Origin of the sequence: Pseudoalteromonas sp. NFXS39, assembly GCF_040148775.1 — a bacterium.
In the GTDB taxonomy this organism is placed as follows: Bacteria; Pseudomonadota; Gammaproteobacteria; order Enterobacterales; family Alteromonadaceae; genus Pseudoalteromonas; species Pseudoalteromonas apostichopi.
Window position 1 is genome coordinate 295,571 of sequence record NZ_JAGDEC010000004.1, and the last position, 26,259, is coordinate 321,829.

At 41.2% G+C, this 26,259-nt stretch carries 26 protein-coding genes; 14 read left to right on the plus strand and 12 right to left on the minus strand.

All coding sequences use genetic code 11. From position 1 onward, the window contains the following. Window positions 1-29 precede the first annotated feature (29 nt). Together J3455_RS09870 and J3455_RS09875 are read right to left on the minus strand one after the other, a co-directional pair. Complete coding sequence (locus J3455_RS09870) at window positions 30-1,436, minus strand: DEAD/DEAH box helicase (RefSeq protein WP_130051233.1); 1,407 nt, start codon at window positions 1,434-1,436, stop codon at window positions 30-32. 203 nt (window positions 1,437-1,639) lie between these two features. Next, window positions 1,640-2,482, minus strand: a complete 843-nt coding sequence (locus tag J3455_RS09875) for an isopenicillin N synthase family dioxygenase (RefSeq protein ID WP_130051232.1) — start codon at window positions 2,480-2,482, stop codon at window positions 1,640-1,642. Window positions 2,483-2,720: 238 nt separating this feature from the next. Here J3455_RS09875 and J3455_RS09880 point away from each other — a divergent pair, with 238 nt between their 5' ends. Next, a complete protein-coding gene (locus J3455_RS09880; RefSeq protein WP_349561628.1) occupies window positions 2,721-3,608 on the plus strand; it encodes an MBL fold metallo-hydrolase in 888 nt (295 codons plus the stop codon). 7 nt (window positions 3,609-3,615) lie between these two features. Here J3455_RS09880 and J3455_RS09885 read toward each other — a convergent pair whose 3' ends face one another. From J3455_RS09885 to aspS, 5 genes are all read right to left on the minus strand, one after another. Continuing rightward, window positions 3,616-4,320, minus strand: coding sequence for an alpha/beta fold hydrolase (locus J3455_RS09885; protein ID WP_502935093.1), 705 nt, complete (start codon window positions 4,318-4,320; stop codon window positions 3,616-3,618). Between the two features lie 28 nt (window positions 4,321-4,348). After that, the gene (locus J3455_RS09890) at window positions 4,349-4,936 is read right to left on the minus strand and encodes a GNAT family N-acetyltransferase (protein WP_349561631.1); all 588 of its coding nucleotides are present in this window, start codon (window positions 4,934-4,936) and stop codon (window positions 4,349-4,351) included. 14 nt (window positions 4,937-4,950) lie between these two features. After that, complete coding sequence (locus tag J3455_RS09895; protein ID WP_502935094.1) at window positions 4,951-5,541, minus strand: pentapeptide repeat-containing protein; 591 nt, start codon at window positions 5,539-5,541, stop codon at window positions 4,951-4,953. Then, window positions 5,538-5,744, minus strand: coding sequence for a hypothetical protein (locus tag J3455_RS09900; protein WP_058585269.1), 207 nt, complete (start codon window positions 5,742-5,744; stop codon window positions 5,538-5,540). The genes J3455_RS09895 and J3455_RS09900 overlap by 4 nt, the downstream gene beginning before the upstream one ends. 109 nt (window positions 5,745-5,853) lie before the next feature. Beyond that, a complete protein-coding gene (gene aspS, locus J3455_RS09905) occupies window positions 5,854-7,623 on the minus strand; it encodes an aspartate--tRNA ligase (protein WP_349561632.1) in 1,770 nt (589 codons plus the stop codon). 227 nt (window positions 7,624-7,850) lie between these two features. On the opposite strand from aspS, the gene J3455_RS09910 reads away from it, so the two are divergent. Both J3455_RS09910 and J3455_RS09915 read left to right on the plus strand, forming a co-directional pair. After that, window positions 7,851-8,699: a DUF72 domain-containing protein gene (locus J3455_RS09910; protein WP_349561634.1), complete on the plus strand. Its 849-nt coding sequence runs from the start codon at window positions 7,851-7,853 to the stop codon at window positions 8,697-8,699. 34 nt (window positions 8,700-8,733) lie between these two features. Next, window positions 8,734-9,228, plus strand: a complete 495-nt coding sequence (locus J3455_RS09915) for a M48 metallopeptidase family protein (protein WP_250661015.1) — start codon at window positions 8,734-8,736, stop codon at window positions 9,226-9,228. Window positions 9,229-9,237: 9 nt separating this feature from the next. Here J3455_RS09915 and J3455_RS09920 read toward each other — a convergent pair whose 3' ends face one another. Together J3455_RS09920 and J3455_RS09925 are read right to left on the minus strand one after the other, a co-directional pair. Continuing rightward, window positions 9,238-10,254 carry a DUF5924 family protein gene (locus J3455_RS09920; protein ID WP_348708801.1) on the minus strand — a complete coding sequence of 339 codons (1,017 nt, stop codon included), beginning with the start codon at window positions 10,252-10,254 and terminating at the stop codon, window positions 9,238-9,240. 347 nt (window positions 10,255-10,601) lie between these two features. Beyond that, window positions 10,602-11,282 carry a DUF3334 family protein gene (locus tag J3455_RS09925; RefSeq protein WP_349561635.1) on the minus strand — a complete coding sequence of 227 codons (681 nt, stop codon included), beginning with the start codon at window positions 11,280-11,282 and terminating at the stop codon, window positions 10,602-10,604. A 118-nt stretch (window positions 11,283-11,400) separates the two neighbouring features. On the opposite strand from J3455_RS09925, the gene cmoA reads away from it, so the two are divergent. The 5 genes from cmoA (at window position 11,401) to J3455_RS09950 (ending at window position 15,758) form a co-directional block, all read left to right on the plus strand. Further along, window positions 11,401-12,126 (plus strand): carboxy-S-adenosyl-L-methionine synthase CmoA, encoded by a 726-nt coding sequence (cmoA, locus tag J3455_RS09930; RefSeq protein WP_063706202.1) that lies wholly within the window; start codon window positions 11,401-11,403, stop codon window positions 12,124-12,126. Between the two features lie 27 nt (window positions 12,127-12,153). Beyond that, a complete protein-coding gene (cmoB, locus tag J3455_RS09935; RefSeq protein ID WP_130051225.1) occupies window positions 12,154-13,122 on the plus strand; it encodes a tRNA 5-methoxyuridine(34)/uridine 5-oxyacetic acid(34) synthase CmoB in 969 nt (322 codons plus the stop codon). Between the two features lie 191 nt (window positions 13,123-13,313). Further along, window positions 13,314-14,366 carry a phosphoribosylformylglycinamidine cyclo-ligase gene (gene purM, locus J3455_RS09940; RefSeq protein ID WP_130051224.1) on the plus strand — a complete coding sequence of 351 codons (1,053 nt, stop codon included), beginning with the start codon at window positions 13,314-13,316 and terminating at the stop codon, window positions 14,364-14,366. Further along, on the plus strand, window positions 14,366-15,013 hold the full coding sequence (gene purN / locus J3455_RS09945; RefSeq protein ID WP_130051223.1) for a phosphoribosylglycinamide formyltransferase: 648 nt from the start codon (window positions 14,366-14,368) through the stop codon (window positions 15,011-15,013). Before purM ends, purN begins: the two co-directional genes overlap by 1 nt. Next, window positions 14,958-15,758 carry a DUF3108 domain-containing protein gene (locus J3455_RS09950; protein ID WP_130051222.1) on the plus strand — a complete coding sequence of 267 codons (801 nt, stop codon included), beginning with the start codon at window positions 14,958-14,960 and terminating at the stop codon, window positions 15,756-15,758. The genes purN and J3455_RS09950 overlap by 56 nt, the downstream gene beginning before the upstream one ends. 17 nt (window positions 15,759-15,775) lie before the next feature. Here J3455_RS09950 and J3455_RS09955 read toward each other — a convergent pair whose 3' ends face one another. Beyond that, window positions 15,776-16,540, minus strand: coding sequence for a class II glutamine amidotransferase (locus J3455_RS09955; protein ID WP_138599717.1), 765 nt, complete (start codon window positions 16,538-16,540; stop codon window positions 15,776-15,778). A gap of 337 nt (window positions 16,541-16,877) precedes the next feature. On the opposite strand from J3455_RS09955, the gene fadE reads away from it, so the two are divergent. From fadE to J3455_RS09975, 4 genes are all read left to right on the plus strand, one after another. Then, on the plus strand, window positions 16,878-19,334 hold the full coding sequence (fadE, locus tag J3455_RS09960; protein ID WP_130051220.1) for an acyl-CoA dehydrogenase FadE: 2,457 nt from the start codon (window positions 16,878-16,880) through the stop codon (window positions 19,332-19,334). A gap of 198 nt (window positions 19,335-19,532) precedes the next feature. Continuing rightward, complete coding sequence (locus J3455_RS09965) at window positions 19,533-21,458, plus strand: S9 family peptidase (RefSeq protein ID WP_294091364.1); 1,926 nt, start codon at window positions 19,533-19,535, stop codon at window positions 21,456-21,458. Window positions 21,459-21,761: 303 nt separating this feature from the next. Next, complete coding sequence (locus tag J3455_RS09970) at window positions 21,762-22,199, plus strand: SulA-like leucine-rich domain-containing protein (RefSeq protein ID WP_130051218.1); 438 nt, start codon at window positions 21,762-21,764, stop codon at window positions 22,197-22,199. A 40-nt stretch (window positions 22,200-22,239) separates the two neighbouring features. After that, window positions 22,240-22,719 carry a YchJ family protein gene (locus J3455_RS09975; RefSeq protein WP_130051217.1) on the plus strand — a complete coding sequence of 160 codons (480 nt, stop codon included), beginning with the start codon at window positions 22,240-22,242 and terminating at the stop codon, window positions 22,717-22,719. Here the strand turns inward: J3455_RS09975 and J3455_RS09980 are convergent. Then, entirely contained in the window at window positions 22,716-23,540 is an 825-nt protein-coding gene (locus J3455_RS09980; RefSeq protein ID WP_349561641.1) for an alpha/beta hydrolase, read from the minus strand. The genes J3455_RS09975 and J3455_RS09980 overlap by 4 nt on opposite strands. Window positions 23,541-23,542: 2 nt before the next feature. After that, window positions 23,543-24,187, minus strand: coding sequence for an alpha/beta fold hydrolase (locus tag J3455_RS09985; protein WP_240701309.1), 645 nt, complete (start codon window positions 24,185-24,187; stop codon window positions 23,543-23,545). A 362-nt stretch (window positions 24,188-24,549) separates the two neighbouring features. Between J3455_RS09985 and J3455_RS09990 the strand changes: the two genes are divergently transcribed. Together J3455_RS09990 and J3455_RS09995 are read left to right on the plus strand one after the other, a co-directional pair. Further along, on the plus strand, window positions 24,550-25,437 hold the full coding sequence (locus tag J3455_RS09990) for a LysR substrate-binding domain-containing protein (RefSeq protein WP_054551603.1): 888 nt from the start codon (window positions 24,550-24,552) through the stop codon (window positions 25,435-25,437). Between the two features lie 55 nt (window positions 25,438-25,492). Further along, complete coding sequence (locus tag J3455_RS09995; protein WP_349561642.1) at window positions 25,493-26,257, plus strand: YdcF family protein; 765 nt, start codon at window positions 25,493-25,495, stop codon at window positions 26,255-26,257. Window positions 26,258-26,259: the final 2 nt, after the last annotated feature.

A 26,259-nucleotide genomic window follows, 5' to 3' on the forward strand; every position in this document is an offset into this window, starting at 1 on the left:
GGCGCGCTTTATATTAATTAACCAATAAATTAGCTGTTATTTGAGCCATCATTCTTAGGGCGACGTCTGCGCTGAGAATTCCCCCCTACAGACTGACGCTTAGCCCATGGACTTTGTGTTTGCTCGTCACTTGCTTTCTTGGCATTAGATTTTTTCCCAGAACCACCACGGCGTGGACCTATGCCACTGCCATTGCTATTTGGTTTTTTACTATCCGACTTAGGCTTAGAAAACGGCTGTTTGGCTTTTTTCGGCTTTTTGGGTTTAATTGGGCGTGCATCAAGCTCTCGTTCAGGCACGGGATTGCTTGGTTCAAAACCTGCTTCAGTCGCGCGTGGGATCAATTCACCAATAAAACGTTCGATACCGTAAAGATCAACTGCATCTTCAGCTGTCACAAACGAAATAGCATGACCCGATGCACCTGCTCGGCCTGTACGGCCGATACGGTGTACGTAATCTTCATAAATATTCGGTAAATCGTAGTTAACAACGTGAGGTAGCTCAACAATATCAAGACCTCGGGCAACGATATCGGTTGCCACTAGTACGCGCACTTCACCTGATTTAAAGCCTTCGAGTGCTTTAACACGAGCGCCTTGCGATTTATTTCCGTGAATGGCAGCACCCACAATATCATCGCGTTCAAGCTGCTTAACTAAACGGTTAGCACCATGTTTGGTACGACAAAATACCAATACTTGTTGCCAATCGTTAGTACGGATCAAGTGGCTAAGTAATGCTGTTTTGCGCGATTTATCTAGTGCATAAACTGATTGAGTAACCGATTTAGCGGTCGTGTTTTTTGCTGCAACTGAAATTTCAACCGGATCGTTAATTAGCCCTTTTGCAAGCTCACGAATTTCATCAGAGAAAGTCGCTGAGAACATCAGGTTTTGACGTTTAGTTGGCAGTTTAGCAATGATACGTTTGATATCATGGATAAAGCCCATATCAAGCATACGATCGGCTTCATCAAGGATCAGTACTTCTAAATCATCAAACTTAAGAGCATTTTGATTGTGTAGGTCTAATAAACGACCTGGTGTTGCCACTAAAATATCAACACCTTTGCGAAGGCGCATCATTTGCGGGTTAATTTTAACACCACCATACACTACAAATGAGCTGACATTTGAATGCTTAGCATATTGCTCAACATTTTCGCTTACTTGCAAAGCAAGCTCACGAGTTGGTGCCAATACTAATGCACGTACTTTATTGCCACCTGCTTTAGGGCCTTTTGACAAGCGCTCAATTAGCGGCAGCGTAAAACCCGCGGTTTTGCCTGTGCCAGTTTGCGCTGCGGCCATAACATCGCGACCTTCAATGATCGCAGGGATAGCTTGTGATTGAATAGGCGTTGGTGCTTCATAGCCCTTTTCTAAAACTGCATTTACTAAAGCTGGTGATAAACCTAACCCATCAAAACTCATACTATCTCTCTTTAAAAAATTCAGCCGATACGGCGAAGTGGGCGCATTATACCTAGGATAGTCAATAATGCATGGAATTATTTACAAACTAGTACTTAATGGTGGATTTAGCAGAATAATTTTAGGTATAAAAAAAGCGGCTTTGATGCCGCTTTATCTTATATACCCAAACCACCTTGAGGTGGTTTGGGTATAGCTAAACTTTACTTAACACCAAGTTCGCGTAAACGCTCTTGTAAATAGCTGTCTGCAGTGTAGCGCTCAGAAAGCACAACATCAGGACGCGGGTGTAAGAATAGTGGTAACGAAATACGTGATTTCGTTGACGCTTTACCCGTTGGGTTGATCACGCGGTGAATAGTTGATGGGAAGTAACCACCTGACGCTTCTTGTAGCATGTCACCAATATTGATGATCAGGTTACCAAAATCACATGGTACGTCTAACCAACCACCATCTGTTTTTTGTACTTGTAAACCGGGTTCATTCGCCGCTGGTAATACAGTTAATAAATTGATGTCACCGTGTGCTGCCGCACGGATTGCACCAGGCTCTTCATCACCAGTCATTGGTGGATAGTGAAGAATACGCAGGAGTGTTTGCTCAGAGTCAGCAATCATATCTTTAAGGTCGATAGAGAACTTAGCACGCACCTCTTCTGGTGCTTCTGCCTGAACCCAACTTAATAATGTTGCCGCAAACTCATTGGCTAATCGATAGTACTCACGGATTTCTTCTTCTAGCTGTGCTGGAACACGGCCTTTTGGATAAACGTGGTAGTACTCTTTAATATCTTTAACGGTAAAGCCTTTTGCAACTTCTGACACTGATGGTGGGAAGTAACCATCTTGTGTTTCTTTTGAAAATAAAAACTCATGCTTTTGCTCAGAATTAAAGAATTCTTGCCAATTTTTGTAAATAGACTCAACTAATGACTGAGGTATTGGGTGGTTTTTTAATACACCGAAACCTGTGTTTCTTAGTGACTCAACAAATTGAGCGGCCGCATCGCTCGCTTTATAATCAACGGTAGGTAAATGTTGCATTGTCTTTTCCAGTGAATAAGGTTCTAGAAGTCTGTGCTAAGCATAGCATTTCTTCATTATAGCGCTTCGCGAGAATAGAGAAACACAAGCAAAAACATAAGGACTTATGTCCGCCCCTGCCTAGCTTAGCTCCTTAAGTTTGATACAGATCAACTAAGCCTTTAAGTAGTATAATGCGTACTATTACATAAACTTTGATATGGTTAATAAGACACGTTTCAACACGAAAGGATCGCTTATGTTCACAAGGCTGCAAATTTTACTTTTCAGTGCGCTCATACTCGTTACCAATCCGGTCATCTCAGCTGTGCAAGCAAACTATAAAGTCGAAAATATTAAAGATAATGTATATCGCTTTACTGTCGGCCATTATCATAGTGCTTTTATGATTGTTGATAACCTTGCCTTGGTAACGGATCCTATCAATAGCGATGCCGCAAAATACTTAAAACGCTATATAAAGAAAACCTTTAACGCAGATATCAAATACATGCTATACAGCCATAGCCATGTTGACCATGCGATGGGCGGTAATGAGCTAATCGATACCAACACAACTGTCGTCGCTCATCAGTTTGCAGCTGAGGACCTTAAATTGAATAAAGTGCCTACTGCCCTGCCTGATCTTACTTTTACCGATACACTCAAAGTCGATTTAGGTGATAGCTACGTGCAGCTTAATTACTATGGGCCAAATAATGGCCGTGGTAATGTCAGTATGCGCTTTATGCCTGCCAATGTACTTTATGTTGTTGATTGGATTGTACTTGGCCGCATGCCATATAAAAACCTGATTGGTTACGATATTAACGGCATGCTGCATTCAACCAAAGCCGTGTTAAATGAACCTGCGTTTGCTGCATTTATAGGTGGCCATGCTGATACAGGCAACCGCGATGATGTTGTCTCTTACTTACACTACATTGAAGACTTACACACTGCCGTTCGCGATGGCATGTTAAAAGGTAAAAACCTTGCTACCTTACAAAAAGAAATAAGCTTGCCCCAATACAGCCATTTAAAAATGTACCAGCAATGGCTACCACTGAATATTGAGGGTGTGTATAACAACCTTGTTGAGATGGGCTATTTTAATTTTCGCAGCGATATTGATGCTCAGTTTTAACTGAGCATCAAAAACGTGCCAAAAACGTATTAAGTTCTTTACTCATACGTGCGACAAGCGCTTCTGGGCCACCATCATACATATCGTTATGGCGCGAATCTTTAAGCTTAATTTGCGTCACTGGGTATACAGCGAGTTCTTGCTGCGTAAGCAATACGTTGTCATCTGCTGGGTAATCGCTACCACGTAGTGTCAGTACAGCAATATTTTTGTTCCTTGGGGTCAGCATACGACGATGATCGAGGGTGATCAATTTAGAAACCTTAGCGGGATAAATAGCGGCATATAATGCTGCAATATCACCCCCATTTGAGTGACCAAATAAAGTGAGCTGATTAAAGTCATACTCAGCATAACGCTTTGCAAGTTCAACGGCTAAAAACTCAAGGGTTTGTACACCACGGTGCCAGTTTTCCATGCGTGTGGTCATGTATGGTGGCTCAGGGTTTAAACTCGGATCGCCTTTTAACTCATGAGCAACTTCAACCGTGAAATAACCATGCTGATGGAAGGCCTGCTGGGCAAATTGATAGTCTGTATGCGCCATACCATAGCCTGCCCCAATAAACGCCACTGGGCATTTTTTCTTTATCGTGCATTTGCTATCGGCTACTGTAATGGTCACCGGAATATGGCGAGCTCGCTGTGTATCAAACAGTATCTCTGTTTGATTAGCAAAGGCTGTCTGCCCGCTAAGGGTTAACGCGAGCATTAGCGCCGCCTTTTTAATATTTAACATGCTATGACTGCTCTAATTTGAATTCTAAGCTGCGTTTAACCATCGGCCACTCACCATCAATAATTGAAAACACCACGGTGTCGCGTACACATCCATCGGCCATTATTTGGTGATTACGAAGAACCCCATCTTGTTTTGCTCCTAAGCGAGCAATGGCATTGCGCGAAGCCTGATTATGCCAATGGGTACGAAACTCAACAGCAATCACATTAAGCGTTTCAAATGCATAACTCAGCAGCAGTTTTTTACATTCAGTATTAACCCCAGTACGCTGAAAACGCTTGGCATACCAGGTATAGCCAATTTCTAAACGGCGATTTTTACTGTCAATATTACAAAAGCGAGTTGAGCCTATCACCTCATCAGTGTGTTTATCGATGACAGCAAATGGTAATGCGCGACCAAGTGCTTGTTGTTCAAACGCCATAGTTAGATAATCGTCAACACGTTCTTCATTGGGCACCGAGGTAAACCAAAGCTCCCAAAGCTTTCCATCTGAAGCGGCGCTTACTAAAGCATCACGGTGCTCAAGCGTTAACGGCACTAATTTAATAAATTGACCTTCCAAAAAGATGGGACTTAAATCCATAACTTTCCTTAACTTTAATCCACCAGCTCGATGTCGAGCCCTGCTAATAAATCCAAAGCGGCATAACGTTCAAATTTGGCCTTACTGATATTGTTAGCTGTTATATCAATAGCAAAGTGACTAGCACCTATAAAATTAGCTTTACTGAGATTGGTTTGTTGAAACAAGCTGTCACGAAAATCAGTATCAGTAAAATCAGCAGAAGATAAATCTGCATGTCTAAAATCAACATCTTTGGCAAAACAGCTACGCATTTTTAAAGCTTTTAAGCTAAGCTCAAAAAAGCTGCTGTGGCTAAGCTCACAGCCAATAAAACTCACTGGAGCACGGCTAGCGAGTAGCGGCCAATCAACATCAGTAAAGCGTACACTGGTTAATTTACACTGTTTAAAGTTCACTTCTTCGAGTGAGGTGTATCTAAGCCCAAGCGCAGCTAAATTACAGTTTTTAAACTCACACTCTATAAACCGGCAGTTCTCAAACTGACTATTGCTAAAGTCACAGTCGATAAATTCACATTGCTCAAATTCGCAATGCGAAAATGTTTGGTCTGCTAGGTTTACTTCAAAGGTGTGTTCAAAATAAAGCGAGTGGCTTACGATCACGCGGTGGTCTCAATATCTTGTTTAAGCGCAAGAACTGCAATAAAAATAAGACCAAACAAGGGAATAAGCGCTAATAATCCACCAATAACGGCCACCACGATTGGTGTTGAGGTTTTACGCTTGCCTAAGTAATAGCTGATAGCGGCAAACACAGGGATTAAAATAACAATTATTTGGCCGATTAAAGTTGCATTGATATTCATTTTCTCTCCTTGAAGAACATACTAAATATTCATTTAAGCACAAAAAAACCCTAAGGCATATACCTTAGGGTTATTATTCATTAAGTCTTATAATTCAGTTTATTATGAATTATTCAGCGTCTTTCGCTACAACATTAATTGCTAGCTCAGTTAATGCATCTGCATTTGCTTTGCTTGGTGCATCTGTTAATAAACATGATGCTTGCGTTGTTTTAGGGAAAGCAATCACGTCACGAATGTTGTCAGTACCACATAACAGCATAACTAAACGGTCAAGACCAAACGCAAGACCCGCATGCGGAGGTGTACCGTACTTAAGTGCATCAAGTAAGAAACCAAACTTGTCTTGTTGCTCTTGTGCATCAATACCTAAGATTCTGAATGCTGTTTCTTGCATATCGGCATTGTGAATACGTACCGAACCACCACCAACTTCGTAGCCATTTAATACCATGTCGTATGCATCTGATAATGCTGCAGCTGGGTTTGCTTCAAGCTCTTGGGCAGAAATACCTTTCGGTGCAGTGAATGGGTGGTGAACCGCATGCAATGTACCTTCGTCGTCTTCTTCGAACATTGGGAAGTCAACAACCCATAAAGGTTTCCAGCTATCAAGATCAGTAATGCCTAAATCAACACCAATCTTAAGACGTAGTGCACCCATTGCTTCGTTTACAACGTTGCGCTTATCAGCACCGAATAAAATGATATCACCAGATTGCGCATTAGTACGCTCAAGTAATTGGTTGATCACCTCTTCGTTTAAGAATTTAGCGATTGGTGATTGCACACCTTCAACGCCCGCAGCACGGTCGTTCACTTTCATCCAAGCTAGACCTTTCGCACCATAGATACCGATGAATTTAGTGTAATCGTCGATTTGTTTACGAGAAAGCTCAGCACCGCCTGGTACAGTTAATACTGCAACACGGCCTTTTTCGTCATTAGCAGGACCTGAGAATACTTTAAACTCAACGTCTTTTACTAAATCAGCAACGTCAACAAGCTGCATTGGGTTACGTAGGTCTGGTTTATCAGAACCATATAAACGCATTGCTTCGCTGTATGGCATCACTGGGAAGTCGCCTAAGTCAACGTCTAATAATGATTGCCACATTTCTGTAATCATTTTCTCAGTCATTGCACGCACTTCATCAGAGCTCATGAATGACGTCTCTAAATCGATTTGTGTGAATTCTGGCTGACGGTCTGCACGTAAGTCTTCGTCACGGAAACATTTAACAATTTGATAGTAACGGTCAAAGCCCGACATCATTAATAATTGCTTAAATAACTGTGGCGACTGAGGTAAAGCGTAGAAGCTACCTTTATGAACACGGCTAGGTACTAAGTAGTCACGCGCACCCTCTGGTGTTGCTTTTGTTAGTACCGGTGTTTCGATATCTAAGAAACCGTTGTCATCCAAGAAACGACGCACAAAGCTGCTCGCTTTTGCACGAAGTTTGATACGGTCGCTCATTTCAAGACGACGTAAATCTAGGTAACGGTATTTTAAGCGGCGCTCTTCAGAGTTTTGCTGATTAAAATCAAGTGGTAATGGCTCTGAACGGTTGATGATAGTTAAGCTTGTGCCTAAAATTTCAACTTCACCTGTTGCCATGTCTTTGTTTACTTGGCTATCAGGGCGTGCGCGAACAACACCTTTTAACTGCACACAAAACTCTTGACGTAGTTTATTCGCAGTATCCATTAATCCTTCTACTTCAGGATCAAAAACAACTTGTACTATACCTTCTCTGTCACGTAAATCGACGAAGATAAGTCCACCAAGGTCACGGCGTTTGTTGATCCAACCACATAGTTCAACTTCTTGATCTACGTGAGATTTATTTAGCTGTCCGCAATATATAGAGCGCATAGTATTCCTGTCAGTTAAAGACTTATAGCCGCCTGCTCTTAAGAGTTCGCTATTTTGAGAGCAAAAGCCACTATACAAAGTAATCATTTAAGGCAGAGCATTATACCCAAACCATCTCAAAATGCGAGTGCCAGCAGTGCCTGTCGGGGGCTAAATATACACCCCGACTTCTGAGCAAACATTTCTTTTGTTACACTAGGCATAACTTAAATTTATTGGTTGATTTAATGCTGTACTTAGGTTGTCCGCAGTGGTCTAGCACCGCATGGAAAGGAAATTTGCTCTCTAGCCACTGTAAAAGTGCCGACATGCTCAGTGAGTATGCGCAATGCTTTAACTCAGTTGAGGGCAACACCAGTTTTTATGCTGACCCAAGTCATGAGTCATTAGTGCGCTGGCATGATGCGGTACCCGAAGATTTTAAATTTACTTTTAAGTTTCATCGTCGTTTTAGTCACGAATTACAACTGACAAATATAAATAATGAACTTAATACATGGCTAAACTTATTTGAGCCAATCTTTGCTAAAACGGGGCAAGTCATGTTGCAGCTACCCCGCGCCTTTGGACCAGAAGCACTGCCACTGCTTGCTAATTTTATTGCACAACTCCCCAAGCAACTTAGTTACGGTGTAGAAGTACGTCATCCAGGCTTTTTTAATAAAGATGATGCTGAAATTCGTTTAAATCAGCTATTAATTGAAAACAATATAGACCGCATCAGCATGGATACCCGCGCTTTATTTGCTGTTCCCGCCGATACCGATGCACTCATTGATGCGCAAAAGAAAAAGCCTTATTTACCTGTGCATGCCATTGCAACAGGAAATCAGCCAATGCTGCGCTTTGTGATTGCCAGTCTTGAACATGAATACAAGTCGTATTACCAGCCATGGCTGAAAAAAGTAAAGCAATGGCTTGATGAAGGAAAATCACCCTATTTGTTTTTCCATACCGCAGATAATCGCCAGTCACCACTTTTAGCAAGACAGTTTTGCCAAGATTTAGGTTACAATCACCCCGCGCTTGCGCCGTTTATAGGTGAACGCGAAGCAAGCCAAAGCAGTTTATTTTAGCGCCCAGTATAAAGCCCGATTTGTCAGAGAACATATGAAAGATTACAGCCGTTATTTTCAAGGTTACCCGCCCCACATCATTGAGCAAGTGTTACAGTTATTTAAGGGTGACAGAGCCGCAAAATACCTTAAAGGCAAATACCCTAATGCGCATAGCATTACCAGCGATAAAGCTTTATACAATTACGCCACTGAATTGAAAAAGCGTTACCTTAAAAATGCCCTGCCATTTGGCCGTGCCGCGTTCAAAAAACAAGGCGATATGGTCACAAATGCCTTAGGCACCCATACTTTCCGTATGCAAGGTAAAACCCGAAAACACGACCTTGCCATTAATAGCGATCTACTTCGCGCACCTGAACCACTTCTCAAAGCACTCGTCGTACACGAGCTGGCTCATTTTAAAGAAAAAGACCACAACAAAGCCTTCTATCAACTTTGCTGCCACATGGAACCGCAATACCATCAACTAGAACTGGATTTGAGAATATTCAGTGTGTTGGTAGGTGAAGGGAAAAATCCGTACTAAAGCTATAAGCTAGACTTTAGTTACCTCAAACCTTCTCTGTCCTATCAGCTGACCTGACTCGGTAACCACTTTAACGACCCATTTTCCTGCAGCATTTGCAGGGAAATTAGTTTTATGACTCCAGGCACGATAGCCCTCTTTGCGACCACCAGAAATATCCAAGGCTATGCGGTCAACTTCTTTACGATTATGTACCCATACATGGAAGATTTTTTCATCTAAACCTCGAGGGGCTTTTACCGCACTAAAACTATATAAACCTTTTCCATGCAAGCTCTGCTCATTGAGCTCTGTAATTGGTGCAAGAGGTTTACGGGCTTGTTCATCAAGCTGATACGACATGCTCATATCAGTTAAACGCAGTGCCGCAGGGGGTACAAAACTGCGTAATTGCCAAAGCCCAGCACTTAAAGCGCAAAGCAATAACACCAACAGTGGGAAACGCCACCATTTCGCATTTGGCATCAAATTGCCAAGACTTGGAATCGTTAAAATAACAGCCGTGATCAGCGCAATTTCAAAACTCTGGCTGGTCGTTAACTTTAATAAAATAGGTAAGGTAACCGACAGCACGACAAATAAAGAAAAGCTATGAAACACACTAAACCAGACACTGTGCCTTGCAAGCTTTTTGTAATAGAGGGGATCAACAACAGAAACGAACGCACAAAGTATAATTAAAGCGGTAAACGCGGCCTGACCATGGTCCCAAGTTGTCACCGCCAAGAAAAATGGTAAGGCAAAAAACAAACTTTCTTGCTGCACAACTTGCAGCGCAAAGCGCATCACGTTGGGCGACACCGCCACACCAAAACGCTCCTCTACTTTATCTCTTAGCCAGTTATCTATTAACAACCACAACCAAGTAACTAATAACAAAATAGAGATAAGTTGCGAAAACGACTCTTTTCGCTCAACAAAGACAAAACTTGCCACACCACTGCAAAAAGCCAACACAGCCATCAACCCCGGCCGCTTCTGCATCATGAAAACAAATTTAGTTATAAAGTTTTTTAAGTAATTCATGCAATCATCAAATCCATTTAAGGCTTAATGAGTAAAGCATAAATTGGATGAATGTAGGCTTTAAATGGAGCTTTAAGTTCAGCTTTAAGCCAAGACTAGTTACTCAACTGCCTATTGAGTTATTTCAGTTATTTAATTTATGTATAACGCACCAAAGCATTAACTTAATAAAAGCTGCAAAACCATATTTCAAACTCCGAGTTTAGTGCCCTCAATTGAATTTTACAGTTGCAATATGCTTAATATAAAGCACTGAGTGTTTAGCATTTTAAACACAAAAAAAGCGCGGTCTGACCCGCGCCTCTATTGTATCTGACGGCTGATAGCTGATAGCTCAAGTCTTTGGGTTACAAACCAAGTTCTGCCATAAAATCATCATCTGCATCGCCTGCTTGTGATGATGCTTTTTGCTTTTCAGCTTTTTGTTTAGCTTCGTTCTCAATGATGTCATCTGGGTCAACGGCTTCTGAAATATCAAAGTCATGTAGCTTGATGAATTCAGTTTTATCCATTGCCAGCTCAAGATAGAAGATATTTTGCTTAGCTGTGGTGAATGTCACACGGCGTGCTTGCGGTCTATCCATGGTAGTATCAACAGAGATTTGCACCTGCTTGTTAATTGCCATCATCTTAGGTTGGTTTTGCGTGATAGAAGTATGCAGCTGGTCACGTACTTTTGACGTAAAGTCACCAACGATTTGGTTCATCAGCTCTCCGAGTACGTTCGCCACATCATCTGATAAATGGCTTTGTGCAATTTCGTCTTCTGGCATACCCATGTTACGCATGTAATCATGGTAAATTTCCATGGCTGCTTGCGCTGTGAAGTTTGTTACCACAAGACCGGTAAAGCCACCATCGAACAATACAAAACAGCCAATATCTGGGCGCATACAGGTGCGGGTGATTTTTTGAACCATAGCAGAATAACTAATACCGTTACCACTTGCTGAAGACAGAACTCCAGTCACTGAATGACACAGAGTTGATAAGATATCTTCTGTACTGATCACTTTGCTTTTTGTCATTAAACTTCTCTTTTTTGTACTTGTTATTGATAATTCTAGCCAAGCTACTGAATTTATCACTGACTATCCAGTTAAAAATGCTAAAATAGCGGTATTATTTTTTAAAGAGACTGTTCACGTGACGCAAAAAGACAGTATTTATGCCACTGAGCAAGCGGTTAAAGACTTTAGCTTTGACCAACATGTAGTAGAAGTTTTCCCTGATATGATCCAGCGTTCGGTGCCGGGTTACGCAACCATTGTTAGCACCATAGGTAAACTGGCTGGCGAGTACGCGCAAAGTAATTCAAACCTATACGACCTAGGCTGTTCACTTGGTGCTGTAACGTTAAGTATGCGCCGTAATATTCGCACCGATAACTGTAATATTATTGCCGTCGATAACTCAGAAGCGATGGTTGAACGCTGTAAATTACATTTACAAGGTTTTCGCTCTGACGTGCCGGTCACTGTCACGCTGGGTGATATAAACGATTTAGCAATCGAGAATGCTTCTGTGGTAGCGATGAACTTTACACTACAGTTTATTCCACCTGAAAAGCGCCAAGCAGTGCTTGAAAAGATTTATGCAAATTTAAAACCTGGCGGCGTTTTGCTGCTTAGCGAAAAAATTAGAGGTGAAAATGAGCAATGCGATAATTTGCTCATTGATTTGCACCATGATTTTAAACGTCACAACGGCTATTCAGAACTGGAGATCAGCCAAAAGCGCACGGCTATCGAAAATGTCATGCGCCCTGATCATTTATCTACCCACTTAAACCGATTAAGTGAAATTGGTTTTAGCCAAACGCAAGTGTGGTATCAATGTTTTAACTTCTGCTCGATGATTGCAATCAAGTAATCATCACAACGATATAAAGAGTATTTCATGTCTCAATGGTTTAACCAATTTTACGCTGCGATTGCACAAAGCCCGCTTAGCCACTGGCTCGAAACTTTGCCTGGCCAATTAAAGCACTGGGAACTAGAAGCTAGCCACGGTGATTTACCAAAATGGCAAAAAGTGCTGAAAAACTTACCTGAGGTAAGCACAAACCATGTGAACCTTCAGGATAAAGTACAAATTGGCACCGGTGATGAGCTATCTGAAGGCCAGCAAAAACAGTTAACGCATTTATTAAAGCGCATGATGCCATGGCGTAAAGGACCATTCAGCTTACACGGTATCGAGATTGATACTGAGTGGCGCAGTGATTGGAAATGGGATCGTTTACTGCCTCATATCGAACCGTTAAAAGGCCGCACTGTGCTTGATATTGGCTGTGGCTCAGGTTATCACTTGTGGCGCATGCGCGGTGAAGGCGCTAATTTTGTAGTGGGCATTGATCCATCCGATTTGTTCTTATGCCAATTCCAAGCGATTAAACACTATCATCAAGATGACAACGTGCACTTATTGCCGCTAGGTGTAGAAGCCCTGCCAGAGCTAAAAGCATTCGATACAGTATTTTCGATGGGTGTTTTATATCACCGTCGTTCACCTATTGACTTTTTAGCACAATTAAAAGCGCAGCTTCGTCCAGGTGGTGAGTTAGTTCTTGAAACTTTGGTTGTTGAAGGTGACGAACATACAGTTTTAGTGCCAACCGACCGTTATGCGAAAATGCGTAATGTATGGTTTATCCCAAGCACCGCCGCATTAAAACTATGGATGGAGCGCGTTGGTTTTAAAGATGTGCAAGTAAAAGACTGCGCAATCACAACGCTTGAAGAACAACGCAAAACCCAGTGGATGGAAAACGAATCATTAGTCGACTTTTTAGACCCAAATGACACCAGCAAAACCATCGAAGGTTACCCAGCCCCTCTTCGCGCTATTTTAACCGCGAAAGCTTAACAAATATCAGTTACAAGGCTGAAGGGTCATTTGCTTGATACTTTAGCCTTGTAACTTGAAAGCAAAAAAAACCGGACAACTGTCCTTGTCAAGTCGGTTAAAGTGATTTTTCAACTAGCCGCGCCATTGCAATTGTTGTAAAATACGCGCGTTTCTAAGCAACCCACATGCAACTTTTTTGAGGAAAACCTGTGAGCGAACAAAAACAGTCTCTTAGCTATAAAGACGCGGGCGTAGATATCGATGCCGGTAATGCACTTGTTGAGCGTATTAAAGGCGTAGTTAAAAAAACCAGACGTCCTGAAGTAATGGGCGGTATCGGTGGTTTTGGCGCACTTTGCGAACTACCAACTGGCTATAAAGAGCCTGTACTGGTTGCTGGCACAGACGGTGTTGGTACAAAACTACGTTTAGCAATCGATCTTAAAAAGCACGACACAGTGGGTATCGACCTTGTTGCTATGTGTGTAAACGACCTTATTGTACAAGGTGCAGAGCCACTATTTTTCCTTGATTACTATGCAACTGGTAAATTAGACGTAGATACTGCGGCTGATGTTGTAACAGGTATTGGTAAAGGCTGTGAGCTTTCTGGCTGTGCATTAATCGGTGGTGAAACTGCTGAAATGCCAGGTATGTACGACGGCGAAGACTATGACATGGCTGGTTTCTGTACTGGTGTGGTAGAAAAATCAAAAATTATCGACGGTACTAAAGTTGCTGCAGGCGACCAATTAATCGCACTTGCATCAAGTGGTCCTCATTCAAACGGTTTCTCATTAATTCGTAAAGTCCTTGAAGTATCTGGCGCAGACACAAGCGCTGAACTTGAAGGCAAAGCACTTGGCGATCACCTTTTAGAGCCAACTCGCATCTACGTTAAACAATTACTTGAGCTATTCAAGCAAGTTGATGTACACGCGTTATCTCACATCACAGGTGGTGGCTTCTGGGAAAACATCCCGCGCGTACTTCCTGAGTCTGCAAAAGCAGTAATCAAAGGCGACAGCTGGGAATGGCCTGTAGTTTTCAACTGGTTACAAGAAAACGGCAACATCACAACACACGAAATGTACCGTACATTCAACTGTGGTGTAGGCATGGTATTAGTTGTTCCAGCTGACAAACTTGAGCAAAGCTTAACAATTCTTAAAGATCTTGGCGAAAATGCATGGCATATCGGTGAGATCCAAGATGCGAAAGCAGGCGAAGAGCAAGTAGAAATTTTAGGTGGTCGTGACTAATGACCCCTTGTCGTCTTGTTGTATTAATTTCTGGTAGCGGTTCTAACCTTCAAGCCATCATTGACGCGTGTGCGCGTGGTGAAATTAAGGCCGAAATCGCCGCTGTAATTAGTAATAAAGCCGACGCCTATGGCCTTGAGCGAGCAAAAAATGCAGGTATACAAACTCGTGTACTTAGCCATAAAGATTTTGACTCGCGCGAGGCCTATGATGCTGAGTTAATGGACATTATTGACAATTTTGAACCAAATCTAGTTGTATTAGCTGGTTTTATGCGTATTCTTACTCCTAGCTTAGTGCAAAAATTTAAGGGAAAAATGTTGAACATTCACCCTTCTTTGTTGCCTAAGTACCAAGGGCTGAATACCCACCAACGAGCGATAGATGCAAAAGATGACGTTCATGGTGTTAGTGTTCACTTTGTCACAGAAGAGCTAGACGGCGGTCCCGTTGTTCTTCAAGCCAAAGTTCCGGTACTCGAAAGCGATACCGCAGAGACACTCGCACAACGTGTTCATCAGCAAGAACATATAATCTATCCATTGGTGGTCAAGTGGTTCAGTGAACAACGACTCAAGATGGAAGCAGATTATGCAGTTTTTGACGAAAAGAAACTTCCTGCACACGGCGCGCACTACCCAGAATAAAAATCTAAGTGCCCTACTTGCTTGTGTGGGCACTTTATTACTTCCTACCAGTGTTTTAGCTGGCGACCTCACTCAATACCAAGCAGAATACGATGTACTTCGTAAAGGCGAAACCCATGGTAAAGCAGTCCGCGAGCTTAAAAGAGCCGCAGACGGTAATTACGTGATCACTTATCACAGTGAAATCGAATGGATGATTTTTTCGGACTCACGAAAAGAAACATCAATGTTTACTTATCATGATCACAAAATCTCTCCAGTAAGTTACACTATGGAGCGCTCGGGAACAGGGCCTGATAAAGAATACAGCTTAAAATTTGATTCAACTCAAAAGCAAGTGCAAAGCAATCAAAGTAAATACCCACTTAAAATTGATTGGTCTGATGATTTTCAAGATTCACTGTCTTATCAAGTACAAGTTCGCGAAGAACTAAAACAAGGCAAAACGCAATTATCGTATCCATTGATTGATAAAAAAGGTAATCTGCGAAATTACGACTTTGAAGTTGTGGGCACAGAAATGATTTCGCTGCCAATTGGTAATGTAGAAGCCATTAAAGTAAAACGTTTATACGATAACGATAAGCGTCAAGCGCTAGCTTGGTTTGCTCCTGAAATGGATTACATGTTAGTTCGTATGTGGAAAGGTGAAAAAGGGGTAGAACAATTTGAAGTGCAACTTAATTCATTCACTGTGACCACGCCAGTCTCGTTAACAAATGAAGAAAGTAAAGAAGCGCCCTAATAGCGCTTCATTCTTTTTTAGATTTTTTCGCCCATTTTAAACAGTGCAAACTCACCCGGTTCCATTTTTTGCCAACGCTCGTCATTGGTGAGTGGTCTTGTCGCAATGACAGTAACCACATCATTCGGTGTGGTTTCTTTTTGAAAATCGACCACCATATCAGCATCAATTAATGTTGCTTTACCAAACGGTGCTCGACGAGTGATCCAATGTAAGTTATTGGTACAATAAGCTAAAACATAAACACCATCGGTAAGTAGCATGTTAAATACGCCTTTTTCACGCAGTGTGTGAGCAAGCTTAGCAGCATAACGAAATACAGATGCCATATTTGATGGGCGCTTAGGGTATTTTTCGCGAATTTTATCAAGCAACCAACAAAACGCTAGCTCACTGTCGGTATTACCCACTGGCCGATAATAATCTGGCTTTAAATCATGATAATTCGATAATTGCCCGTTGTGAGCATAGGTAATTTCGCGTCCCCACAACTCTCGGGTAAATGGATGAGTGTTTTCAAGACATACACGGCCACGATTACCTTGGCGAATATGACTTATCACCGAAATACTTTTTATTGGATACGCTTTAACGAGTTTAGCAATTTCTGATTGGCAACTTGGCTCTGGATCTTTAAATGTACGACAGCCTTTACCTTCATAAAAGGTGATGCCCCAGCCATCTTTATGTGGGCCAGTATTACCACCCCGCTCTAATAATCCTGAAAAACTGAAACAAATATCCGTTGGTACATTGGCCGACATGCCAAGCAACTCACACATAGAACTCTTAACCTATAAAACTAATCGAAGGAAAGGCATGATGGGCTGATCCCTGCCTGCGCTCATTGTTAAACATAGCGCTAAAGATGGCAACTGCTATGCTGAGATTTTCAGAACTATCTGAGCAATTCACAACTAATAGCTGTTTTAGCGGCGATGATTATCAGTAATTACTCAACAATTTCTAATTTGCTGTAAATCTTTTTGCACTGATAGTCATTTTTAAATGAATAAAACTCACTGAACAGACTGTTTTAATCTCTGTTCTGCTCTTGATAATTCGCTTTTCTAGCGCTACTCTAAAAGAGGTGGTCTGACCTCTATTAAGGAATAATCAATGACTCTCATATTTTTACTTGGTTTACTCGTGCTGCTTAGTATTGCGAGTTACCACAGAGCAAGCTGGAATACCTGCTTAGGTATTACCATTGCGACTTTACTTGTTGGCACATTTGCTGGCGCGTTTGGCGCAATTAGTTGGCTACTATTCTTACTTATCGCTGTGCCACTTTCTGTGACTGGCGTTCGTCAACAATACATCATTAAACCTATTTTTGCTGCTTTCAAAAAAGTAACACCGACTATGTCGGATACTGAAAAATCAGCAATCGATGCCGGTACTACGTGGTGGGAAGCGGATCTGTTTTGTGGTCGTCCTGACTGGAACAAATTACACCAATACCCAGCTCCTAAACTGACTATCGAAGAACAAGCATTTATTGATGGTCCTGTTGAAGAAGTGTGTAGTATGCTAGATGACTGGCACGCAACTCACGAACTAACTGATTTACCGCAAGATGTTTGGCAATATCTAAAAGATAATAAGTTCTTTGCCATGATCATCAAAAAAGAATACGGCGGTTTAGAGTTTTCTGCCTATGCACAATCATGTGTACTGCAAAAACTAACAAGTAAATCAACGTTGCTATCTTCTATCGTAGGTGTACCTAACTCATTAGGTCCGGGCGAATTACTTCAGCACTATGGTACTAAAGAGCAAAAAGATCATTACTTACCACGCTTAGCGAGTGGTCAAGAAATTCCATGTTTTGCGCTAACCTCACCAGAAGCAGGTTCTGACGCAAGTGCAATTCCTGATTACGGTGTTGTTTGTAAAGGTCAATGGAACGGTGAAGAAGTTGTTGGTATTAGCCTAACATGGAACAAGCGTTATATTACTCTTGCTCCTGTTGCAACTGTACTTGGCCTTGCATTTAAATTGCAAGATCCTGACGGTTTACTAGGTGATGACAAAGAACCTGGTATTACCTGTGCGCTGATCCCAACAGATACTCCGGGAGTAGAAATTGGCCGTCGTCACTTCCCGCTAAACGTACCATTCCAAAATGGTCCTACTCGCGGTAAAGATATCTTTGTACCACTTGATTACATCATTGGTGGCCCGAAAATGGCAGGTCAAGGCTGGCGTATGCTTGTTGAATGTTTATCTGTTGGTCGTGCAATCACATTGCCGTCTAACTCTACAGGTGGCATAAAAACAATCGCGCTTGCAACAGGCTCTTACAGCCGTATTCGTCGTCAATTCCGTTTACCAATTGGTCAAATGGAAGGTGTTGAAGAATCAATGGCAAAACTTGCAGGTTACGCATATAGCTCTGATGCTGCAGTTAGTATGTCTACAGGGGCTGTTGACCTTGGTGAAAAACCATCGGTTGTATCTGCAATTATTAAATACCACTTAACTGAGCAAATGCGTGAAGCGACTATTCACGGCATGGATGTTCACGGTGGTAAAGGCATCATGCTTGGTCCAAACAACTATTTAGGTCGTGGCTACCAAGGTGCGCCAATTGCGATTACCGTTGAAGGTGCAAATATCTTAACACGTAACATGATCATCTATGGTCAAGGTGCAATTCGTTGTCATCCATTTGTGTTAACTGAGCTAGGTGCTTGTGCAATTGAAGACCGCGAAGAAGCCCTTGCAGTATTCGATAAAGCGTTAATGGGTCACGTTGGCTTTACTATTTCGAACCTTGTTCGCACTAAGTGGTTAGCATTTACAAATGCACGTTTTACGAGTACGCCGTACAAAGATGAAACCGCTGAGTTTTATCGTGTTGCGTCACGTTTCAGTGCATCGTTAGCATTAATGTCAGATATCAGCATGGCGGTATTTGGTGGTTCATTAAAACGTAAAGAGCGTATCTCTGCACGTTTAGGTGACTTACTAAGCTACTTATACCTTGTATCTGCAACACTTAAACGTTACAACGACGAAGGCCGTAAAAAAGAAGATTTTGCGCTTGTTCAATGGAGCTGCCAAGATCACCTTTACCACTGCCAACGTGCACTAGCTGACTTAATTAACAACATGCCATCTGCCCCACTTCGTGCGATGCTAAAAATCATGTTATTCCCATTCGGTCGTCCAGTTCGTAAGCCTACAGATAAGCTTGAGCACAAACTTGCTCACTTATTACAAGTACCAAGCGAAACTCGTAACCGTTTAGCTAACTACATTTACCTTAAAAACGAGCCGCTTAACCTTGTGGGTCGTCAGGAGCAAACGCTTAAAGACATTCTTGAAGTTGAGCCTTTGTTTGACAAGGTATGCCGTGAAAAAGGCGTGAAACTGCCTTTCTTCCAGCTTGATAAAGTAGCGCAAATGGGCCTTGAAGCAGGTATTTTAAGCCAAGCTGAAGCCGACAAATTAGCTGCTGTTGAAAAAGCCCGTCTTGATGTTATTAACGTTGACGACTTTGACCCAGCTGACTTAGTTGCCGGTAAGGTAGCCCGCGGCGAGAGCGATAAAAAAGCAGACGCCGCTTAAGCTAGCAAAACAATTCCAATTGTTATGAAAAACCAAACCAGCGCAAATTGCGCTGGTTTTTTCGTTTAAAAACTCTCTAGCACACTCATGTACCTATTTATTTACATGATTTGTAACAAATATCGAACGGGTAAAACTTGCGTTTAGATTATGAACAGGCAACACTTTATAACGAAAAATTAACAAGGAATAATTACAATGAAACCGAGTTTTCAAATAGCAGCAGTTGCATGTGCGCTTAGCCTTGCACTTGCAGGATGTTCACAATCAACCCCATCAACTAGCATCACCGAAAGCGTGCAACAAAGCCAAAATGTTAAACAGTATGATGCTGAAACTTTTTTTGATACAACCTCAATTATGGGCAGCAGCTTTTCACCTAAAGGCGACAAAATACTCGTTAGCAGTGACGAAAGCGGCATTTATAGCCTGTATGAAGTAGATATAAAAACTGCCAAAAAAACCCGTTTAACAGACTTTGAAGACAGTACTTATGCAGTGGCTTATTTCCCTCAAGATGAGCGCGTATTATTTACTAAAGACTCAGGCGGTAACGAGCGTTATCACATCTATGTTCGCGAAACAGATGGCACAGTGAAAGACCTCACCCCTGGTGAAGAAACCCGAGCAGGGTTTGCTGGCTTCACCGAAGACGGTAAACAGTTTTTTATAACCAGCAATCAGCGTGATGCTAAGTTTATGGACCTATATCGTGTTGATGCTAACAGCTATGAAGTAACACCTGTTTATCAAAATACCATGGGCCTTGATGTCGGCGCAATCAGCCCTGATGGCCGTTTTATTGCTTTATCGAAAAACAATTCGAACAAAGACAGCGATGTATTCATACTTGATACTCGTAAAAAAACTCTGAAACCAGAGCTCATTACCCGCCATGACGGCGACGCTAAATACGGCCCTGAAACATTTTCAAGAGACAGTAAATCATTGTACTACTCAACTGATGCTAAGGGTGAGTTTGCAGAAGTATGGCGTTATGATTTAACTACCGGTGAGCACAGCCCTGCCCTCAAAGATGAGTGGGATGTAAGCTTTATTTACTTCTCTAAATCTGGCCGTTACCAAGTAAGCGGTGTTAATGCTGATGCAAGCACTAAGGTGTCGATAATCGATACCACCACAGGTAAAGGTATTGCCATGCCATCACTGCCTGCTGGTAACTTACGCGGTGTAAATTTTTCAGCTGATGAAAAAACCATGGCGTTTTACCTAAATTCAGACACCTCTCCAAGCAACCTATTTGTATGGCAAGTCGGTGAGTCGAAAGCTAAACAATTAACCAATACATTAAGTGATGCAATTGATCAAAGTGACTTGGTTGAAAGCACCATTGTGCGCTTTAAAAGCTTTGATGGTTTAGAAATTCCGGGAGTTTTATACAAGCCTAAGCAAGCCAATAGCAACAACAAAGTACCTGCTTTAGTATGGGTGCATGGCGGCCCTGGTGGACAAAGCCGCACTGGATATAGTGCTATGCAGCAACATCTAGTAAATCATGGTTATGCCATTTTTGCAGTCAATAACCGAGGTAGCTCAGGTTACGGTAAAACCTTCTTCCATTTAGATGACAAAAAGCATGGCACTGACGATTTACAAGATATCGTTTACGGTAAAAAACACCTGCAAAGCCTAGATTGGGTCGATGCTGATAAAATTGGCATCATAGGGGGCAGCTATGGTGGTTTTATGACTGCTGCTGCACTTGCCTTCGAACCTGAAGAGTTTAAAGTCGGCATTAATATTTTTGGTGTAACGAATTGGGTTAGAACCTTAAACTCGATTCCACCATGGTGGGAAAGCTTTAAAAAGGCGCTGTATGACGAAATGGGCGACCCCGCGACAGACGGTGAACGTCACCGTGCAATTTCGCCACTATTTCATGCTAAAAACATCACTAAGCCTTTAATGGTGATTCAAGGTGCTAACGACCCTCGCGTTTTACAAGTTGAAAGCGATGAGCTCGTTGCCGCTGTAAAAGCAAATGGTGTGCCTGTCGAATATGTATTATTCGATGATGAAGGCCATGGGTTTACTAAAAAGGAAAACCGTATAAAAGCCTCAAACGCATATCTTGAGTTTTTAAATACCTACTTAGATAAATAGCAGAACTACAAAGATTAAGAGCCGGTTTCTATACCGGCTTTTTTATGCAAAATACCTGTATAGAAGCAAAACTTAGCTATTTACATAGTACTGTATAAAATACTGTATAGCTTTAGCGGTAAATTTCTCACCTTTTTCAACCTTCAAAACAAAACCATAACCAATTGTTTAATAACAACTAAATTATTTTAATTAAAATAAAACTGAATTATTGGTTAAAAAATAGCAAAAAAGCACTTGCGCAAGAACACTGTATAAACTACTGTATACACATACTGTATAAACAACCAGTGAGTGAAAGTTATGTTACAGCCAATTACCTTAAGAACAGTTAAAAGCTACCAACAAGATAACGACAAAGCGTCTGTTAACTTAATTCAAATTGAAGATGAAATATCAGCAACCTTTGAACTATTAAAGGTATTGCATCATTACAATAGCCAAAATGCATGGACCCTATTAATTGCTCCTGATCATGTTCCTAGTAAAGCGTTATTAGATTCGTGTTCGATTGATACCAGCAAACTGCTTGTGATAAGACAAAAGCATTTAGTTAACCTTGAGTATGTACTTAGCTCAGCATTACATAACGGTAATTTTGCTGCTGTAATCACATGGACAGATATTGTAAGCAATCATCAACTTGATTCGATGAACTTAAACCTTGAGCAGGCATCTGCTAAGTTTTATTGTTTTACAAAAAGCGCCCAATTAAACAATTTAGTACCGCAGCCACAATAGGCTTGTTAAAATAACAATTTATAGTTTTAGGTAAGTTGTTATGACATCACTCACACACTCCCTTTGTCCTTGTGGCAGCGAATTGACTTACGAGCTTTGCTGCCAACCTTTTCATACAGGTGCAAGCCAAGCTGATAACCCAGAGCAACTTATGCGTTCTCGTTTTAGTGCCTACGCGCTAAAAGATGCTAAATATGTATTTAGTACCTATGCACAAAGCCAGCAAGCCGCTAACCCGGTTCGCGAAATCAAAGATTTTGCTAATAGCTGCCGTTTTACCAAACTCAGTGTTTTAGATACTGAACATAATGATCAAGAAGGTTTTGTAGAATTTAAAGCAAATTACTTTTACCAAAACTTGTATTGTGAGTTACACGAAAAATCGCGTTTTATTAAAGAAGATGGCCTATGGCGTTACCTAGATGGTGATATAACGCCAGTTGCAGATATTAAAATTGGCCGTAATGATGAATGCCCTTGTGGTAGCGGCAAAAAATATAAAAAGTGTCACGCTCTTTAGTTATCATTAACCTGGTAAATCCAGTCTAAGGCTTGGGTAATCGTTGTTGGGAATGCTGTTGCATGGCGTGCCTGAGGGATAACAAATAAATTTGTTGTAACCAGCGCGCCGCTTTGTTTATTAATTTTAGCTGCTAATTGCCTTGCGCCCGAAACCATTTGTTCACCTTCACTTTCTTCAAGTTCTCCGATACCAATATACACTTTAGTTGTTTTGCTCGTGGCCACCACAGGTAAAGCTAAAAGGTCATGCTGCTTAAACCACACTGAAGGGCTACCTATGACATAACTAGAAAAAAGCGTAGGCTCAGTAAACAAGGTATAGGCTGCAAATAAACCACCAAGCGAGTTACCGACCAAGGTGTTTTTTTGGCTTGTTCTGTAGTGAGCATCAATATAGGGCAATACTGATTGTTTTAAATAATTGAGGTAGTTTCTTGCTCCCCCAGTCTGTCGCTGCCAATTTTTATCTTCAAATAGGGTGTAGTCATAAATACGGCTATTATGCCCAGACATGCCTTTTTGGTATCCTATAGCAACGATAATAACCTCTTCAATGGACCCCGAATTCATCATAAAGCGACTAGCACCAGAGGCAATTGGCAAACTATAATTTGCATCTAATAGATACACCACAGGGTAGCGTTTATGACTTTGCTTTTGGTAGCTAGGTGGCAGTTTAATAGTGATTGGGTATTCGTTGTCTGAATGTTTATCTTTAAGCAAAACTGTATCAGTGCGCGGCAACGTAAACGGCTCAGCATCGCTTGAAAAGCTTATTCCGAAAACACTAATCGCTAAAAATAACAATATATAAGGCATAGTTAATCCTTTAGCCACTTCTTAATAGGTAACACCCATTCATCTTTTGGCTTATAAAATGCGCCATGTGAAAGCCCTGTATTGATGCTTATTTCTTCGAACTTGGTTACCTCATTCCTATCAATTAAAAATTGGCAAGAGCCAACCTGATCTGAACGTTCAAAGATAGAGTAAACCTTGCCGTAAGCTTTAACTGATGGGAGCTTTTTAATTAAACCAGCACAACCAGCTAAAATAATTAAGTTGATATTTGTACGTTTAAGTTCATTGGCTGCCATTATCGACAATGCCCCACCCCTTGAAAAACCAACCAAACTGATGTTTGATTCAGCAACACCGGCAGTTATTAATGCTTCAACGTCTGCTGCAAGCTTTTTCGCAAACACAAAAGGTTCTGTGCCTTTTGGTCTATGGTAAGCAATTAAATGATAGCTCTCATCTGCAAGCGCTTCTTTTACGGCAACAAAATCATAAATCCCAAAGGTTTTGTGAACAGGCTTAGGGTTATGCCCTTCTACAATAAAACCATGTGAATAAAAAACATAGTGACCATGTGGGTCAATTTCTGTCGGAAACTGGCTGTTAATAGTGCCAGCAAAAGCAGGCATAACCCAACAAGCACAGAGTAAAAATACAGTACGCAACACAGACATCCCTATGAAAAATAAAACTACCATTGTTTTAGATAATAACATTATAAAAAATAATACCTTAGCGAACAGCTCTACCCTACTACTATTAATTGAGAATAAATATCAAGTTAGTTCTCGCAAGCTATAACACTATTAAAATAGCAAGTTTCAACTTGAGGTAAATTCATATAATTTCATAACTAAAATACAAAAAATTACATGACAACGCTGTCAATTATTTATAGGAAGGCGTAGTGTAAAAAAGCGGTTAAATTAATCGCCAATTTTAGACGTCTAGACGTTGAAAAAAATAATTCTAAGGCGTAGTATGTTCGTAATCTGAGTCAGACTCACATTTTTCATGAGATTTTTTAAAGATGATTGATATAAAACACTTAAAAACCATAGCGACCCTTAAAGAAACAGGCTCTTTGGTCAATACAGCGCGTGAGTTATTTCTAACTCAATCGGCTTTATCGCATCAAATTAAAGATCTTGAGAATAAGTTAGATTGCCAACTGTTTGAACGTAAGACACAGCCTGTGCGCTTCACACCACAAGGTATGTTACTTCTGGAACTTGCTAACGAGGTATTACCTCGAGTTGAAGCAACGAAATGTCGCTTAAAGGAAAGCCTGAATCAGCCAATATCAAATTTACGTTTAAGTGTTGAGTGTCATGCCTGCTTTCATTGGTTGCTACCAACCATAAAAGAATTTAATAACTTTTGGCCTGATATTAAAATTGATTACGAGCGCGGCTTTAGTTACGACGCTATCCCAGATTTAATTAATGATGAATTAGATCTTGTCTTAACTTCTGATATCCGTGAACCAGATCAGCTTGAATATGCACACCTGTTTGATTTTAAATTAAAACTAATCGTTGCACCGGATCATGAATTGGCAAAAAAAGCCTATGTCACGGCCCTTGATTTAAAGAACGAAACAATTATTTCTTACCCTATTCCGCGTGAGCGCCAAGATATCTTTAAACATTTCATTCAAAATGCAAGATTTGATGGCACCCTTAAAACTGTTGACCAAGGCTTATTGATTTTCCAATTAGTGAGCGCAGGTATGGGAGTTGCAGCATTACCAGATTGGCTAGTCACCCCTTATGAAAGCCAAGGGCTTATTAAGTCTATTCCGTTAGGTGCATTAGGTCTTACACGCCCTATGTATTTAGCGATGAAAAAAAATATGAAAGATAACCCTGTTTATCGCCACTTTTTAAATACGTGTAAGCAAAATAACGGTCGCTAAAGCAAGGCAAAATAACTAACATAGCATTATCTGTCACAGACAATAGCATTGATATATGTTTGAAATTAAAAAGATCATTGGCTCATTATTAATGCCCCTGCCGTTGTTGGGGCTGCTTACTTTAGTGATGGTATTTTTAGCCATTACACATAAACGCAGAGCACTCTATTTTGGCTTTGTTAGCATTTTAACTTTAATGCTGATAAGCACGCCATTTATTGGCCAGTCATTGATAGCTACAAGCAATAACCCTGCATGGCAATTTAACCAAGCAAAATATCCTAAACTTGATAATATTGTGGTACTTGGCTGCTCAATAATGCCCAACTCGCGCCTTCAAGCAAACCACCAGTTAGGCGATTGTGCGCTTGCTCGCTTACTTGAAGGTGTTAAGCTTGCTCACCATTATCCAAATGCCATCCTCTATGTATCAGGGGGCGGTTTTGCTAATACCACCAATAGTCAACTCATGTTTGAAACAGCAAAAGCGTTAGGTATTTCTGCAACAAGAATTAAACAAAATCCCCTCGCTATGGATACCGCAGAAGAAGCGAAACGACTTGCCATATATTTAGTTGATAAAGAAACTGCCCTAGTCACCTCAGCAAGCCATATGCCGCGAGCGAAAGACTTATTTAATGCACAAGGTGTTGATGTGATCCCAGCGGCAACCGACTTTCAAGATTTTAGTCAGTATCCAACGTATAAACAGTTTATACCTGATGACGCTGTACTTGTTGCAGTGACCAGAGTTGCTCATGAGAAAATTGGCAGTGCATGGGTGAGTGTGCGCCGCTGGATTGATCCAGAGGCGCTATAGAC

Coding starts and splice junctions, on each gene's coding strand:
- J3455_RS09990 (WP_054551603.1), top strand. CDS start 24,550: ATGATTGATATAAAACACTTAAAAACCATAGCGACCCTTAAAGAAACA.
- J3455_RS09995 (WP_349561642.1), top strand. CDS start 25,493: ATGTTTGAAATTAAAAAGATCATTGGCTCATTATTAATGCCCCTGCCG.
- J3455_RS09955 (WP_138599717.1), bottom strand. CDS start 16,540: ATGTGTGAGTTGCTTGGCATGTCGGCCAATGTACCAACGGATATTTGT.
- J3455_RS09925 (WP_349561635.1), bottom strand. CDS start 11,282: ATGACAAAAAGCAAAGTGATCAGTACAGAAGATATCTTATCAACTCTG.
- aspS (WP_349561632.1), bottom strand. CDS start 7,623: ATGCGCTCTATATATTGCGGACAGCTAAATAAATCTCACGTAGATCAA.
- J3455_RS09980 (WP_349561641.1), bottom strand. CDS start 23,540: ATGCCTTATATATTGTTATTTTTAGCGATTAGTGTTTTCGGAATAAGC.
- J3455_RS09950 (WP_130051222.1), top strand. CDS start 14,958: ATGCAGTTTTTGACGAAAAGAAACTTCCTGCACACGGCGCGCACTACC.
- J3455_RS09870 (WP_130051233.1), bottom strand. CDS start 1,436: ATGAGTTTTGATGGGTTAGGTTTATCACCAGCTTTAGTAAATGCAGTT.
- cmoB (WP_130051225.1), top strand. CDS start 12,154: ATGTCTCAATGGTTTAACCAATTTTACGCTGCGATTGCACAAAGCCCG.
- J3455_RS09885 (WP_502935093.1), bottom strand. CDS start 4,320: ATGCTCGCGTTAACCCTTAGCGGGCAGACAGCCTTTGCTAATCAAACA.
- J3455_RS09975 (WP_130051217.1), top strand. CDS start 22,240: ATGACATCACTCACACACTCCCTTTGTCCTTGTGGCAGCGAATTGACT.
- fadE (WP_130051220.1), top strand. CDS start 16,878: ATGACTCTCATATTTTTACTTGGTTTACTCGTGCTGCTTAGTATTGCG.
- purN (WP_130051223.1), top strand. CDS start 14,366: ATGACCCCTTGTCGTCTTGTTGTATTAATTTCTGGTAGCGGTTCTAAC.
- J3455_RS09910 (WP_349561634.1), top strand. CDS start 7,851: ATGCTGTACTTAGGTTGTCCGCAGTGGTCTAGCACCGCATGGAAAGGA.
- J3455_RS09880 (WP_349561628.1), top strand. CDS start 2,721: ATGTTCACAAGGCTGCAAATTTTACTTTTCAGTGCGCTCATACTCGTT.
- J3455_RS09875 (WP_130051232.1), bottom strand. CDS start 2,482: ATGCAACATTTACCTACCGTTGATTATAAAGCGAGCGATGCGGCCGCT.
- J3455_RS09970 (WP_130051218.1), top strand. CDS start 21,762: ATGTTACAGCCAATTACCTTAAGAACAGTTAAAAGCTACCAACAAGAT.
- J3455_RS09965 (WP_294091364.1), top strand. CDS start 19,533: ATGAAACCGAGTTTTCAAATAGCAGCAGTTGCATGTGCGCTTAGCCTT.
- J3455_RS09915 (WP_250661015.1), top strand. CDS start 8,734: ATGAAAGATTACAGCCGTTATTTTCAAGGTTACCCGCCCCACATCATT.
- J3455_RS09920 (WP_348708801.1), bottom strand. CDS start 10,254: ATGAATTACTTAAAAAACTTTATAACTAAATTTGTTTTCATGATGCAG.
- J3455_RS09900 (WP_058585269.1), bottom strand. CDS start 5,744: ATGAATATCAATGCAACTTTAATCGGCCAAATAATTGTTATTTTAATC.
- J3455_RS09890 (WP_349561631.1), bottom strand. CDS start 4,936: ATGGATTTAAGTCCCATCTTTTTGGAAGGTCAATTTATTAAATTAGTG.